Here is a 15354-nt window from a genome sequence, read left to right on the forward strand (position 1 = left end):
AACGTGCGTTAGGCTATGACAAAGAAATCTCTACTTTATATTATTACTCGCTCTGATGTTGTAGGGGGGGCGAGCATTCATCTTATCGATCTCATTCGTTACGCTAAAGTGGAGGGCTATGAGGTTCATGTCGCACTTGGTGGTGAAGGTGAATTTAGTCGATACCTCCAAGACAATGAACCATGCCAAGTGCATTGCCTTTCTTACCTGCAGCGTGAACTTGATTTGCGCTCTGACATTAAAGCGATTCGTGAAATACGGGCGTTAATAAAAACTGTCTCACCTGAACTCGTTCATTTGCATTCTGCTAAGGCTGGTTTGGTCGGTCGTTTGGCTACCATTGGCTTGAGGGTTCCTCGTGTATTCACCATTCATGGTTGGCCGTTTACCAATGGAATTCCCAGAACTCGTAAAGCTTTATATCTGACGATTGAATGGATAATGTCGTGGCTACCTACCTATGTGATTACTGTCTCTAAACAAGATAGGGCGCTAGCCAAGAAGTACCATTTTGCCAATATGGATAAAATGGTTGCGATCCAAAATGGTGTTGCACCAGCATCATATACAAGCTCAACGACTAATCACGCTATTGATGAGCAAGAGATGTTGAGATTTGCGATGGTAGCTCGATTCGATGAGCCGAAATGTCAGAGTATCCTGCTTGAAGCTTTGGCAATGAGTGACTCACACCGTATCAGTATTGATTTTGTTGGAAGCGAGCCTAGTTTGGAGGCCTGTAAAACCTTGGCTTGCTCATTGGGTGTTGAGAGTAAAGTCCGATTTCATGGCTATTTGGAACCCACTCAAGTGAGAGATGTTTTGTCGAAGAGTCATGGCTTTATTTTGATCTCGAATTGGGAAGGTCTACCTTTGACAATAATAGAAGCAATGTCTGCAGGCTTGCCTGTTATTGCAAGTGATGTAGGTGGAGTTCGTGAGTTGGTTGAGACTGATGTTACAGGGGTAATCATTCCGGTAGAAGATAGAGCAGCGAAGCTAGCGCAAGCATTTGAGCTCTATAGTCAGCACCCGGAACTCCTTGCAGAACACGGTAAGAGGGGGCTAGAGGCTTACAATAAAAGGTTTACGCTCGAGTCGATGCTTAAAAAGACGTTTAGTTTTTATCAAAAGGCGTGCGAATGACGATTTTATTGACGGGTGCAACTGGGTTTATCGGTAAAGAAATACGCAAGCAAGGGCTGGCTGAGTACCGTTGTGTTTCACGCCGTACTCAAGGTGAGCAAGACGACACCTTTTCGGTCGAAAGCATAGATGATCAAACGTGCTGGAGCGGTGCCTTTGATAATTGTGATGCAGTGATTCACTTAGCAGGAGTCGCGCACAATAAAGGCTCATCAGTTGATGACTTTTACGAGATCAATTATAAGGGCACAATGCACTTGGCTAGAAGTGCCGCTTCTGCAGGAGTGAAGCGTTTTGTGTTTGTCAGTACGGTTGGTGTGCTTGGAAATGGTACCGATAGTAAAGGATTAACCAATCACTCGTCAGCTGCCCCACATAATGACTATGCCAAATCTAAGTGGCTTGCGGAACAGGCTCTTTTAGAGTTGCAAGATCAATCTGAGATGGATGTGGTCATTGTAAGACCTCCTTTGGTTTATGGTAGTGAAGCGCCAGGAAACTTTGGTGCTCTTGCTAAGCTTGTGAAATCGTTTCCTTTGTTGCCTTTTGGGCTTGTAAAAAATAGACGCAGTATCATTTCTTGCACAAATTTAGCGGACTTTCTCTATCGTTGCTGTTATTTGCCAGAGGCGACTGGTAAAGCTTGGTTAGTCGCAGAGCGTGAGCCAGTATCTACGCGAGAATTGGTTCGTCAAATCGCGCTGGCGCAGGGGAAGTCTTGTTGGCAATTGTTGGTACCTACTTCATTAATGTACTGGGGAGCGGATCTGTTAGGTAAGCGAGCCATGGCTGAGCAGTTGCTTGGTGATTTAGTTTTGGAAGTCGACGAGACATTTGAGAAACTTGGCTGGGTTCCTCCATATACAATGCAACAAGGTCTTTCTTGCAATCAAAAAGAAGAGTTATAAATGTTACGTATTATCGATTTGGTTTTATCTGTTGTTGGTCTGGTTTTGACACTACCCATTTTGTTGGTTGTGACACTTGTTGGTTACTTTGATACCGGGTCGCCTATCTTTATTCAAGAGCGAGTCGGTCGAGGTAAGCGACCTTTTAAATTGATCAAGTTCCGAACTATGTCTGTAGACACGGCATCAGTTGCGAGCCACCTTGCTAGTCGCAGTTCAATTACTAAATTTGGTGCATTTTTGCGTAAAACTAAAATTGATGAGCTACCACAGCTTATTAATGTCGTTAAAGGTGAAATGAGCCTAGTTGGGCCTCGGCCTAATTTATTTAATCAGGCAGAACTGATTGAAGAGCGTGATAAGTTGAATGTATACGACGCGTTGCCTGGTGTTACTGGATTGGCTCAGGTGAGCAATATTGATATGTCTACACCTGAACTTCTTGCAAAGACAGATCGGAAAATGCTCGATACTCTTACTGTAGGTCGATATTTTGATTACATTATTGCGACAGCAACAGGCAAGGGTGCGGGTGACCGTGTCTCTAAATCTTGATAAAGCTCCCTATTGACTAGAGGTAATAGTGTTTTCTCTTAATCCAATTTGGACCATGCCCAGAGCGGGCAAAAGAGCGGTCAGCTTGTTTTTTGATACTGTCTTCATATTTGTCTCATTTTGGGCAGCGTTTTACTCTCGGATGGGAGCAATAGACGTATTTTGGCAAGATATTGAATATTGGTATGTTTTCGTTTCTGTCACTGTAGTGACATTGGCTGTATTTACTCATTTTGGTCTCTATCGGGCTGTACTTCGGTATTTGGGCTTGCAGGCTGTAGTAACGATAGCTTTTGGTGCCGCGCTGTCTGCACTTTCAATCATACTTTTCTCTTACTATTTTCAGATATTTTTGCCCCGCTCAGTGCCGGTTATTTACGCAACCTTTTTGGTTACATTGAGTGGTGGTGCCCGTCTTTTTGTAAGGTTTTTGATATCTGACTTTTTGATTAGCGGTCGTACACCGGTATTGATTTATGGTGCAGGCAAAGCGGGTCGGCAGCTGTATCAGGTGGTATCGCAAAGTGAGGACTATCGTGTCGTTGCTTTCATTGATGACAACCTGAAAAAACACAAGACGACAATACAAGGAGTCACGATATTTAGGCCCCAGTACATCTCCCGGTTATTGGGAAAGCATCAAGTAGAAAAAGTTTTCCTTGCCGTTCCCAAGGCGTCTCGAAATGAGCGTAAACGTATCATAGAGAGATTCTCAGATTTTCCTATCGAAGTTATGACCATTCCAAGTCTGAGCGATATCGTGAGTGGTGAGCTTAAAATTGAGCAGCTTAAAGAGGTCGCGATTGACGACCTGTTGGGAAGAGACTCTGTTTCGCCTAATCAATTGTTGCTAGAAAAAAACATCAAAGACAAAACCGTGATGGTCACGGGCGCTGGTGGCTCTATTGGCTCAGAGCTTTGTCGACAGATCATTAAATACAAGCCAAGTAGATTGGTTCTGTTTGAAGCGTCAGAGTTCTCGTTGTATAGCATCGAAAGAGAGCTGAACCAAAAAGCCCAAGGTATTGAGATTGTGCCTATCATGGGCAATGTTCAAAACCAGAAAAGATTGGTCAACACAATGACCAGTTTTGGTGTTGAGACGGTTTACCACGCAGCAGCCTACAAACACGTACCGTTGGTTGAATACAACGTCGCTGAAGGTATTCAAAATAATGTGTTTGGTACGTACCGCGCCGCATGTGCAGCGATTGAGGCCGGAGTGTCTTCTTTTGTGCTCATTTCTACCGATAAAGCGGTGCGCCCGACCAATGTAATGGGAACAACCAAACGTCTGGCGGAGCTGGGCTTACAGGCTTTGGCAAAAGGTTATCAGAAAGACCATCAAACCCTGTTTTCGATGGTACGCTTTGGTAATGTACTGGGTTCATCTGGCTCGGTCATTCCGCTCTTTAAGGCGCAAATTGCTAAGGGCGGACCAGTAACTGTCACGCATAAGGACATTATTCGTTACTTCATGACTATTCCTGAAGCTGCGCAGCTTGTGATTCAAGCGAGCGCCATGGCAAAGGGCGGTGATGTGTTTGTGCTTGATATGGGTGAGCCGGTTCGAATTTCAGACTTAGCGAAAAACCTAATTCACCTGTCTGGGCTGGAAGTGAAAGACGACCTTAACCCAGAGGGTGACATTGAAATCCTCTACACAGGCCTAAGGCCAGGTGAAAAGCTGTTTGAAGAACTGCTTATTGGCGACAGTGTTTCCAAGACGTCTCACGATCGCATTATGACCGCCCAAGAAGTCTCAATGGAGCAAGTCGAATACAATCAGTTACTTGACGATTTGCAGCAAGCGGCACAAGATTATGATCAACAAGCGTTGCGACAGCTCATGTTACAAGCACCAACGGGTTTTGTGCCGACTGATGGCATTGGTGACTTAGTTTGGGCTCAATCTAACGTCAACAAATCACAAACAAATTAAAAGACAGAATTATGAAAATTGCAGTTGCTGGAACGGGCTATGTAGGCCTATCGAATGCGATGTTGCTGGCTCAAAATCATGAGGTAGTGGCGGTCGATATTAATGCAGAAAAAGTAGAGATGCTGTGCAATGGGCAATCGCCGATTGTTGATAGCGAAATTGAAGCGTTTTTACAGCGTGATGATCTCAACTTTACTGCAACGCTGGATAAAGAGTTGGCATATCGCGGTGCGAACTACGTGATAGTTGCCACGCCGACAGATTATGACCCGCAGACCAACTATTTCAATACAGGCTCTGTTGAGTCGGTCATTAAAGATGTGATTGCGGTGAATCCGGATGCGGTGATCGTCATCAAATCAACCATTCCAGTGGGCTACACGGTTCGCGTTCGTGAAGAGCTTGGTACAGAGAACGTGTTCTTCTCACCAGAGTTTTTGCGTGAGGGCAGTGCTCTGTATGACAACCTTAATCCATCTCGCATCATTATTGGTGAGCGCAGTGAGCGTGCCAAGGTGTTTGGTGATTTGCTGGTAGAGGGCGCGCAGAAACAAAACATCGACGTACTGTATACCGACTCAACCGAAGCGGAAGCGGTGAAGCTGTTCTCTAACACCTATCTAGCGATGCGTGTGGCGTATTTTAACGAGTTAGACTCTTATGCTGAAGCCTTGGGTCTGGATACGCGTCAAATCATTGGAGGCGTGGCTCTAGACCCTCGTATCGGTGGGCACTACTGCAACCCATCGTTTGGCTATGGCGGTTACTGCCTACCAAAAGACACCAAGCAGCTTCTGGCGAACTATCAAGAAGTGCCGAATAATATTATCGGTGCTATCGTGGATGCGAATCGCACGCGTAAGGACTTTATTGCTGAGTCGATCATGAAGCGCAACCCTAAAGTGGTGGGTGTTTATCGTTTGATCATGAAGTCGGGTTCGGATAATTTCCGCGCATCGAGCATTCAGGGCATTATGAAGCGCTTGAAAGCTAAAGGTATTGAGGTCATTGTGTATGAACCTGTACTTAAAGAAGAGCACTTCTTCCATTCGCGCGTTATCCAGGATGTGGATGCCTTTAAACAAGAAGCTGACTTGATTATCTCTAACCGCATGTTGCCTGAGTTAGAAGATGTCGCGGACAAGGTTTATACGCGTGATTTGTTTGGTAACGACTAAATTCGTTATTGAATTAATTGATAGATATAGAAACGGGAGCAGTGATGCTCCCGTTTTTTGTTCGTGTCTTTTTTACCGTGGTGATTGAATCACTCTTCGGTTTCTTGAGTCTCTTCGTCCTCAAAACTCACATCAAGTGGCTCTTGAGACAAGATGATCCCTGTGTTGTCGGCATACACATAATCTTCTGGCAAGAAAGTCACGCCGCCAAAGTTGACCGGCACATCCACTTCCCCGACATCTGATTGCGTGGCACCAACAGGGATAGAGGCCAGCGCTTGAATGCCCAAATTCATGTCTTCTAGCTCGTCGACTTCACGAATGCAGCCGTAGACAATTATGCCTTCCCACTCGTTGTCCTCGGCCAATTGAGCGATTTCCGCATCAATAAGGGCTTTTCGCAGTGAACCACCGCCATCAATCAACAATATGCGACCTACACCATCTTGCTCTAAAATGTCGCGGATCACACCGTTATCTTCAAAGCATTTCACTGAGGTCACTTGACCTGCAAATGAGGCTCTGCCGCCAAAATTGCTAAACATTGGCTCGACAACATCTACTTGATCTAGGTAGATATCACATAGGGCTGAAGTACTGTATTCCATGGCGGCTCTTCTATGCAGTTTTCAAAAGGGATAAATCGAGTATATCGGTTGAATAGGTCAATGCAATGACAAGGCTCAATTAAGTGATCAGAGTTTGAGCTATAACCACACCAGAAAACAAGATGTTGGTGACTAGTGAGCACTTAACCACAATAGGCATCATCGGGGCGATTTGTGCAGGCTGTGTGGTTTGCCATACCGCGGTACCATGTTTGATGACCACCACCAAGCTCAGTACAAAAGGCAGGCTTATCCAAAGCGGTGATTGCTGCACCGACAAATACATCGCAAATGCACTCACTGCAACGGCGAGTAGGGCAAAGTGATACAACTTAGCCTTGCGCTCACCAAGACGGACCGCAACGGTACGTTTGCCGCAAGCGCTGTCGTTCTCTATGTCGCGCATGTTGTTGACGTTAAGTACCGCAACAGCGAGTAAGCCACAACCAATGGCTGGTAAAAATAGCAGTGTGTCTAAATGGCCGGTGTGAAGGAAATAAGTTCCAGAGACACCGAGCAAACCAAAGAAGATAAACACTGAAATGTCACCAAGTCCTACATAGCCGTATGGTTTATTGCCCACGGTGTAGGCGATAGCGGCTGCGATAGCCAGTACGCCAAGGCCGATAAAGGCGAGGATGTTTTGTAGCGATTCAAGGGCGTGTAACACTAAGAACAATCCAGAAGCGACAGTCAGCACCACATTCAGAATGATGGCTTTTTTCATTTCTAGCTGCGTGACCTCTCCCGACTGAATGGCGCGCATCGGGCCTAGCCTGTTTTCGTTGTCGGTGCCTTTTACGGCATCGCCGTAGTCGTTGGCAAGGTTGGATAGGATTTGCAGCAAAGTTGCTGTCAGCAGCGCGAGCAGCGCCACACTCCATGACATTTCACCTTTAGAAAAGGCAAGGGCACTGCCGGTGATGATAGAAACCAGCGCAAGTGGCAATGTTTTAGGTCTTGCGGCATCGAGCCAAATACGAAAAGAAGAAGTCATGATTACGCTACGAATTAACTGTTTTAAGTAAGTATACGGCAAAATGGGAAGTGGCTAAATACGCACACTAAATATGGTCTTAGTATGGGATTAGTATGATATTGATGGGTGTGTGAAGTGCGCTGAAAATCTTCACGGTTAAGCGGTATAGCATGTGGCGTCTGGCTAGGGGAAAACAAGAGATAACATAGTGAACTCAAACAAAACGAAAAAGCCGTGCGTCTACATCGCTGCATCGAAAGGACGTGGCGTGGTCTATATCGGCGTCACATCTAACCTTTCTGAGCGAATTTGGAAACACAAACACGGCGTGACCGAAGGTATCGTAAAGAAATACAACGTCAATCAACTGGTTCACTACGAATGGTTTGAAACGATGGAAGAGGCTGCGTCAAGAGAGCTGCAATTGCGCCATTGGGAGTGGGCTTGGAAGAATGAGTTGGTGACCAGTAGTAACCCTTATTGGAAGGATTTAAGTCACGAATTATGGTGATGTTAAAGGTTCGTCATTCTTGTACAGACAGGAATCTTCTAGAGGCTTAGTGCGTGCTTGAGTAGACCCCTGCCTGCGCAGGGGGGACGGTAATTTTGAGTGCGGTGATGTTAAAGGCTCGTCATTCCTGTGTAGACAGGAATCTATTTGAGGCTTGGTGCTTTGAGTAGACCCCTGCCTGCGCAGGGGTGACGATAATTTTAAGGGTGACGATAATTTTAAGGGTGACGATAATTTTAAGGGTGACGATAATTTTAAGGGTGACGATAATTTCAGTCGTGGCGATAATTTGAGTACACTCTTTAAAGAATAAAGCGACTCAAATCTTCATCTTCAACAAACTCACCTAACTTCGATTTCACATAGCCAGAGTCAATCACGAGCTTCGAGCCAGGCTTGTCAGTGGCTTCAAATGAAATCTCATCCATCAGGCGCTCCATCACAGTATGAAGGCGACGCGCACCGATGTTCTCGGTAGTTTCGTTGACTGTCCACGCCGCATCCGCGATCTGTTGGATGCCGTCGGTGGTGAATTCAACATCGACTTCTTCCGTCTTCATCAGCGCGATGTATTGCTCTGTCAGTGATGCTTTTGGTTCGGTTAGGATGCGTTTAAAGTCATCGCTGCTTAGGGCTTCTAGCTCAACTCGAATTGGCAGGCGGCCTTGTAGTTCAGGGATAAGGTCCGATGGCTTCGCTACTTGGAACGCACCAGAGGTAATAAACAGGATGTGGTCTGTTTTTACCATGCCATGCTTGGTTGAGACCGTGCTGCCTTCAATCAATGGCAGTAGATCGCGCTGCACGCCTTCGCGTGATACGTCTGGACCTGATGCTTCACCACGCTTACAGATTTTATCGATCTCATCGATAAACACGATGCCGTTGTTTTCAACGTTGTAAATTGCTTGCTCTTTTAGCTCTTCTTGATTGACCAGTTTAGCGGCTTCTTCTTCCACAAGGGCTTTGAGAGCATCTTTAATTTTTAGCTTACGCTTCTTCTTGGTGTCACCGCCAAGGTTCTGGAACATGCTTTGCAGCTGATTCGTCATCTCTTCCATACCAGGAGGTGACATGATTTCTACGCCCATTTGAGGCGCTGCTGTTTCGATGTCGATCTCTTTGTCATCAAGTTTGCCTTCGCGCAGTTTCTTACGGAAGATTTGACGAGTATTGGAAGAAGCGTCGTCAGTAGGCTGCTCGTTTTGACCCCAAGCATCACGTGCTGGTGGAAGCAGAGCGTCAAGAATGCGCTCTTCCGCTTGCTCTTCAGCGCGGAATTTCACTTTTTCCATCGCTTGCTGGTGGGTCATCTTGATCGCAACGTCTGTCAGATCACGGATGATGGTTTCTACTTCTTTACCTACGTATCCCACCTCTGTGAACTTGGTGGCTTCTACCTTGATGAACGGAGCATTAGCAAGTTTCGCTAAGCGGCGTGCGATCTCGGTTTTACCCACACCCGTTGGACCGATCATTAAGATGTTCTTTGGTGAAACTTCTACACGTAAGCTCTCTTCGAGCTGCATGCGGCGCCAGCGGTTTCGCAGCGCGATAGCAACAGAGCGCTTAGCTTTGTCTTGGCCAATGATATGGCGGTTTAACTCATGAACAATCTCGCGAGGAGTCATCTCAGACATAATTAATTCCTTACAAAACTTCTGGCACCAATGTGTGCCAGTTGGAAATTAGACTCATGACCTAGTTAGTGTCAGTGTCATGCTTAAAAGCACGTCATTCCTGTGCAGACAGGAATCTACTCAAGGCTTGGTGCGTGCTAACAGTAGATCCCCGCCTACGCGGGGATGACGCATTTTGTTAGCAGCCTGAGACATTTATTTACCGAGGCGACCTTACTTGTTTTCTGTCGCGTCGCTTTCTAGTTCTTCAATAGTGTGGTGATGGTTGGTGAACACACAAATATCGCCAGCAATCTTAAGTGCTTTCTCTGCGATCTCGCGCGCATCTAATTCTGTGTTCTCGAGCAGTGCCGTCGCTGCCGCTTGAGCAAAGTTACCACCAGAGCCAATCGCAATGAGGTCATTCTCTGGCTGAACCACATCACCGTTACCGGTGATAATCAGTGAAGCGGTTTCATCCGCTACCGCCAGTAGCGCTTCTAGTTTGCGAAGTGCACGGTCGCTACGCCAGTCTTTCGCAAGCTCAACCGCCGCTTTGGTTAGGTGGCCTTGGTGCATTTGCAGCTTGCTTTCAAAGCGCTCAAACAGAGTAAACGCGTCAGCCGTACCGCCAGCAAAACCTGCGAGTACTTGGTTGTTGTAGAGTCTACGAACCTTACGGGCATTGCCTTTCATTACGGTGTTGCCCAGCGATACTTGTCCATCACCCGCGATCACGACTTTGTTGTTACGACGTACAGATACAATAGTAGTCACGACGTTTGCCTCTTATTGGTTTTAATTTGGTTATGGAATGGATATGTGGACGCGAGGAATGGAATTCAAGGGGAAGAGCTTTTCGGGAATGTAAACGAAATCAGCCCCTGTTATGAGAGGCTGATTATTGGTTGTTTTTTGTTGGCGAGCTTCAGAGCTTACTGCGCTTCTTTCCAAATAGCGCAAGGCTCAATTTTAGCGCGCTGTAGCTTGTGCTTTTCGCGCTCGGCATCGCGTTTAAGCTTGTAAGGACCCAGTACGACTCTAAACCAGCTGCTGTTTTCTTTCTTGCGAATTTGGCTTGAGATGCCTTGGAAGGCAATGTCCAACTTACGAGCTTCCGCCTGTGCTAGCGTTTTGTATGCGCCGCACTGCATGATGTAAGGGATCTTAGAAACCACTTGCTCTTTGGCTTTTACCTCAACCTCACGCTTTGGCAAGGTTTCCACATAGTCCCACTTTTCTTCAGGTGGCGGTGGGATTGGTTTCGCCGGCTTTGGTTTCGGCTTAGGTGCTGGTTTGGTGGTCACAGGAGCGGGCTTGGCTGGCTCTGGGTCGTTACTTAGTAGGTACAACCCGTAACCAAACCCACTGGCGAGCAAAATCGCTAGCAAGCCACTGCGCCAGGGTTTCTTACCGGAAGTTCTCTTTTTTGCAGGGCGACGACTGGTGCCTTTGCCCCGTCTTACATAGTCTCGGTTTGCCACTTAGATTGGTTCTGATTGAAATAACTCACTGACCTCATGGTAAATACCGCGAGGTCAAGTTGCAAGTCAGTATCGTGCCAACTACAAGATTCTTGGAGGAGCCGCACTGTCGCGGATCACAAGTTCGGTATCCAATAAGCGAGAGCCTGCGCGAACGTCCGCGCCTTTGAGTACTTCAAGCATCATATACATCGCTTGGCGACCAATCTCATATCGTGGCTGAGAGACGGTGGTTAACGGTGGATCGCAGTATTGAGCAAATTGAATGTCATCAAAGCCCACTACAGATAAGTCTTGGGGAACTCGCAGACCAAGCTTCTTCGCTTCCTGCATTGCGCCAATCGCCATCACATCGTTGTGACAGAATATTGCGGTTGGTGGTTCAGGTAGGGCAAGTAGGGTACGAACCAATCGCGCGCCAGCTTCAAATGTAAAGTCACCTTTAACCGTGTAAGCTGGATTCATCGGCAGGCCAGCTCGGCGCAGTGCTTGTTGGTAGCCTTGCTGTCTAAAACGGCACAGGAATGCTGTGTCAGGACCGGCGATTTGTGCGATGCGCTTATGGCCTAAATTCGAAAGGTAGTTAACCGCCTCAAACGCTGAGGTGAGGTTATCAATGTGAACCGTTGGTAGCTCAAGCTCTGGTGCAAATTCACATGCCATCACAATAGGTGGTAAGTTTTTTTGCTCAGGCTTGCTGATATCAAACGGTAGGTCAGTACCGAGTAGCAGCATACCGTCGGCCTGTTTAGTAAACACGAGATTTACAAAAGAGGTTTCACGTTTTTTCGACTGACCACTATCACCCAGTAACACTAGGTAACCATGTTCCATTGCGGCATCTTCAATACCACGAATGATCTCGGAAAAATACGGGTCGCAAATGTCGGGAACAATCGTCACTATGGTTTTGGATTCATTTCTGCGAAGATTGCGTGCGAGTGAATTGGGAGAATAACCAGCTTCCAAAACAGCATCTTCAACACGTTTACGCGTAGAAGATGACACTTTTTCTGGGTTCATCAAAGCTCTCGAAACCGTAGCCGTTGAGACGCCTGCAAGCTGGGCAACATCCTTCATTGTCGCCATAAACGTGTGTCCTCTCTCTGTATGTCTGAACCTATAGGGAAGGTCTATTATTTATTGTTATCTTTCCCTGTGGGTTATTCCTGTGTTAAATGATTCATTTATCTAGTAAATAGATTTATAAGATCTATTTTTACAATCATGAACCAATACTAAATATTATTCATTTCTCGAATGAAAGTTACGGCCTGATTAACAGATTTTGCAAAACAATTGTGAAGCATATCACAACTAACGCCGCTTATTTTTTTGTCAGTAACCATTTTGCTTGGTGTGTTAGGTTAAGAATGGGTATCTAGCTGAGGTCTTGCGGCTCTACATCCAGTGACCAGCGCACTTTTTTTGCCAAAGGCAATTGAGCAATGACAGGTTTGGCCGCGCTGATGATCTTCTGCATTTGTGGGCGACTCGGTACTTGCAGCACCAGTTGCCATCGCGCTTTTCCTGCGCGTTTCGCTATGGGTGCAGGGGTTGGACCCAGTACCATACAAGCGTTATCAAAGAGCGGATGAGCTTCCAATGAGTAACGTACCTGCCTTAGGAAGTTCTCGACTTCATTACTGTTGTTGGCTTCGGCGCGAACCAAAGTCAAAAAACTAAATGGCGGCAACTTGGCTAGCTTACGCTCGTCAATGACTGTTTCGGCAAAGTGGCGATAGTCTTTATGCAGCAAGCTTTGCAGCAATGGATGTTCTGGGTGGTGAGTTTGTAGCAGTACTTCGCCTGGCTTACTGGCACGACCTGCGCGACCAGCGACTTGGATGAAGAGCTGGGCGAGCCTTTCTGAGGCTCTAAAGTCACTGCTATACAGTGAACCATCGACATCCAACAGCGCCACAAGCGTCACATTGGGGAAGTGGTGTCCCTTGGCGAGCATTTGGGTGCCAATCAAAATTTGATATTCATTCTTCTTGATAGCGTCCAATGCGGCTTCTAGGCTGCCTTTGCGCCTAGTGCTATCGCGGTCGATACGAATAGTATTGTATTCGGGAAATAAGCTCTCAAGCTGAGCCTCTAACTGCTCAGTCCCCACGCCTACAGTGACCAGTTGATGCGATCCACAGCCTTCACACTGATGCACAATCGGGCGCTGCGAGCCACAATGGTGGCAGCGAATTTCATTGCTTGATTGGTGATAGGTGTAGTACGCATCGCAGCGGTGACACTCAGCAGTCCAGCCACATTCGTGACACATTAGGGCTGGGCTAAATCCTCGTCGGTTCAAGAACAACATGACTTGGTTGCCCGCCTCTAAATGGCGGCGTAGCTCAGCGATAAGTGGTGCCGAGAGTCCAGCTTCGAGAAACTGACCTTTGACATCAATCACCTTGTTTGTGGTCGGAACGGCGAGTCCTGCGCGCTGACTGAGAATCAAATGATGATACTTTCCTGCGAGTGCGTTTTGCAGCGTTTCGATACATGGCGTTGCGGATCCTAAGATGATTGGGATCTGCTCTTTGTTAGCGCGCATCACAGCCACATCGCGAGCATGATAACGAAGGCTATCTTGCTGTTTGTAGGACGTATCGTGCTCTTCATCGACAATAATGATGCCGAGATCGGCAAACGGTGTCAGCAGCGCCGAGCGGGTGCCAATAACAATGCCTGCGACCTTATCGCGTGCACTTAACCAAGCATTTAGGCGCTCGGTGTCATTAAGCCCAGAGTGGATGACTTCAATCGGCACATTAAAGCGTTTGCGAAAGCGGTTGATAGTCTGTGGCGTGAGGCCAATTTCCGGCACGAGAACCAAAGCTTGCTTGCCACGCTCTAACACGGGCTTAATCATCTGTAGGTAGACTTCGGTTTTGCCTGAACCGGTGACCCCTTCAAGCAGATAGCAGCCAAACTCGTTCTGGCTATTGACCGAAGCAATAGCCACGGCTTGTTCGGCGTTTAAGCGAAGATCAAGCGGATCGTTACAGATCGCCTCAGGCCAAGTGGTGGACTTTGTCTGTTTCTCGATTGATGCGATCCAGCCTTTTTCCGTGAGTGTTTTAAGCACACTTGTACTCACATCACTATCGACGAAAGTTTGATGCGAGCACGGACCTGACTCGAGCATGCTCATGACTTTGGCTTGCTTTACTGCGCGACCGAAACCAGAGATGAGCTGATTTTTCCCCGATTCTGTGATGTGCCATTCAACAGTCGCTGCAAACTCTGCGGGTTTCCCTTTGCGCAGTGCTGCGGGTAGGGCGTTACTTAACGTGTCCCCAAGCGGATATTGGTAATAAAGGCTGCACCATGAGATAAGATCAAACAGCGGTTTAGACCAGACAGGTGAGCTGTCGAGCGCCGCTTTTATTGGCTTAAGTTTTTCTATCGGGAATTCAGATTCGTGGCTGAACGCTATCACAATACCGACCAGGGTCTTTGGTCCAAAAGGGACAGACACACGTCCGCCGACCACAGGAAATAGGTGGGCTGGAACTAGGTAGTCAAACTGTTTGTCGAGTGGTACGGGTAAAGCCACGCGAGCGACATTTGGGCGCATAATGAGGTCGGTATTGATAAAGAAGAGGTCTATTCTAACGGTATAGGCTGCCTTGTATAGACTGTGGAATCAATTTATCGGCGCAGACTCACCGAAGGTGGCGAAAAAAGTCGCAATTTTAGTTGATTCCCTTGGCACTATTCTTTACTATACTGCGCCTTGATGGCATGGCTTCTTGCTTTCTTATTGGAATGCAAAGCGATGGTATCGACTATCTATTAACTACGTGTGGTGTCCGGCTTAGAATCGGATGGCGACACGGCCTAAATTATTGAGGTTTCCCATGAAAGCTGGTATCCACCCAGAATACAAAGCTGTAACAGCAACTTGCTCTTGCGGCAACACATTCGAATTCAACTCTACTCTAGGTAAAGATTCTATCCACCTAGACGTATGTGACAAGTGCCACCCATTCTACACTGGTAAGCAACGTATCGTTGATACTGGCGGCCGTGTTGATCGCTTTAACAAGCGTTTCGGTGCTCTATCTAGCAAGAAGTAATTATTACTTTTGCAGATTAAAAAAGGACGCTTCGGCGTCCTTTTTGCATTTCTGAGGCGACAGTTTCGTCCATTTTGTGTGTCAATCTTAGTTCAGTGATTTTGGCACTCACTTCCAATTTTTTCCTGCTTTCATTTTGTCCATCCATTCAAAACCGTGATGAAGTCGCGTAGTATTGTTTTTGTAAAGTATAACTTTGCCAGAGTATTGAACATCTGAGATACCTCCTCTCCGTTCAAATGTACCCACTCTGTGTATGTAACCCTTTAGAAGCAAAGCTAATAAAAATTAACGGGTTTATACTCATAAAAAACAATACCATTCAGTCTCAAAAATGCA

14 protein-coding genes are annotated in these 15354 nt (G+C 46.7%); 7 read left to right on the forward strand and 7 right to left on the reverse strand.

The features are described 5' to 3' along the window. The first annotated feature begins 15 nt into the window (after positions 1-15). The 5 genes from PG915_RS02150 to PG915_RS02170 are packed head-to-tail and all read left to right on the forward strand — an operon-like array spanning position 16 to position 5729. On the forward strand, positions 16-1146 hold the full coding sequence (locus tag PG915_RS02150; protein ID WP_353497687.1) for a glycosyltransferase family 4 protein: 1131 nt from the start codon (positions 16-18) through the stop codon (positions 1144-1146). Then, on the forward strand, positions 1143-2054 hold the full coding sequence (locus PG915_RS02155; protein WP_353497688.1) for an NAD-dependent epimerase/dehydratase family protein: 912 nt from the start codon (positions 1143-1145) through the stop codon (positions 2052-2054). Before PG915_RS02150 ends, PG915_RS02155 begins: the two co-directional genes overlap by 4 nt. Continuing rightward, on the forward strand, positions 2055-2609 hold the full coding sequence (locus PG915_RS02160) for a sugar transferase (protein ID WP_353497689.1): 555 nt from the start codon (positions 2055-2057) through the stop codon (positions 2607-2609). It abuts the gene before it with no gap. Positions 2610-2664: 55 nt separating this feature from the next. After that, complete coding sequence (locus PG915_RS02165) at positions 2665-4551, forward strand: polysaccharide biosynthesis protein (protein ID WP_420884615.1); 1887 nt, start codon at positions 2665-2667, stop codon at positions 4549-4551. Positions 4552-4562: 11 nt separating this feature from the next. Beyond that, the gene (locus tag PG915_RS02170; protein WP_353497691.1) at positions 4563-5729 is read left to right on the forward strand and encodes a nucleotide sugar dehydrogenase; all 1167 of its coding nucleotides are present in this window, start codon (positions 4563-4565) and stop codon (positions 5727-5729) included. An 89-nt stretch (positions 5730-5818) separates the two neighbouring features. On the opposite strand, the gene rraA is transcribed toward PG915_RS02170, so the two are convergent. Then, a complete protein-coding gene (gene rraA / locus PG915_RS02175; RefSeq protein ID WP_353497692.1) occupies positions 5819-6337 on the reverse strand; it encodes a ribonuclease E activity regulator RraA in 519 nt (172 codons plus the stop codon). 79 nt (positions 6338-6416) lie between these two features. Next, on the reverse strand, positions 6417-7334 hold the full coding sequence (locus PG915_RS02180) for a 1,4-dihydroxy-2-naphthoate polyprenyltransferase (RefSeq protein WP_353497693.1): 918 nt from the start codon (positions 7332-7334) through the stop codon (positions 6417-6419). Between the two features lie 190 nt (positions 7335-7524). On the opposite strand from PG915_RS02180, the gene PG915_RS02185 reads away from it, so the two are divergent. Continuing rightward, positions 7525-7827: a GIY-YIG nuclease family protein gene (locus tag PG915_RS02185; RefSeq protein ID WP_353497694.1), complete on the forward strand. Its 303-nt coding sequence runs from the start codon at positions 7525-7527 to the stop codon at positions 7825-7827. 302 nt (positions 7828-8129) lie between these two features. Here the strand turns inward: PG915_RS02185 and hslU are convergent, their stop codons facing one another. From hslU to priA, 5 genes are all read right to left on the reverse strand, one after another. Next, positions 8130-9467 carry an HslU--HslV peptidase ATPase subunit gene (gene hslU, locus PG915_RS02190; protein ID WP_353497695.1) on the reverse strand — a complete coding sequence of 446 codons (1338 nt, stop codon included), beginning with the start codon at positions 9465-9467 and terminating at the stop codon, positions 8130-8132. A 213-nt stretch (positions 9468-9680) separates the two neighbouring features. After that, on the reverse strand, positions 9681-10223 hold the full coding sequence (gene hslV / locus PG915_RS02195; protein WP_353497696.1) for an ATP-dependent protease subunit HslV: 543 nt from the start codon (positions 10221-10223) through the stop codon (positions 9681-9683). Between the two features lie 158 nt (positions 10224-10381). Beyond that, positions 10382-10930: an SPOR domain-containing protein gene (locus PG915_RS02200; RefSeq protein ID WP_353497697.1), complete on the reverse strand. Its 549-nt coding sequence runs from the start codon at positions 10928-10930 to the stop codon at positions 10382-10384. Between the two features lie 81 nt (positions 10931-11011). Then, positions 11012-12019: a DNA-binding transcriptional regulator CytR gene (cytR, locus tag PG915_RS02205; protein ID WP_112461353.1), complete on the reverse strand. Its 1008-nt coding sequence runs from the start codon at positions 12017-12019 to the stop codon at positions 11012-11014. Positions 12020-12311: 292 nt separating this feature from the next. Further along, positions 12312-14513 carry a primosomal protein N' gene (priA, locus tag PG915_RS02215; RefSeq protein ID WP_353497698.1) on the reverse strand — a complete coding sequence of 734 codons (2202 nt, stop codon included), beginning with the start codon at positions 14511-14513 and terminating at the stop codon, positions 12312-12314. A 283-nt stretch (positions 14514-14796) separates the two neighbouring features. On the opposite strand from priA, the gene rpmE reads away from it, so the two are divergent. Further along, complete coding sequence (rpmE, locus tag PG915_RS02220) at positions 14797-15015, forward strand: 50S ribosomal protein L31 (protein WP_006071169.1); 219 nt, start codon at positions 14797-14799, stop codon at positions 15013-15015. Positions 15016-15354 lie beyond the last annotated feature (339 nt).

The sequence above is a fragment of the Vibrio sp. CB1-14 genome (genome assembly GCF_040412085.2).
Lineage (GTDB): Bacteria > Pseudomonadota > Gammaproteobacteria > Enterobacterales > Vibrionaceae > Vibrio > Vibrio chaetopteri.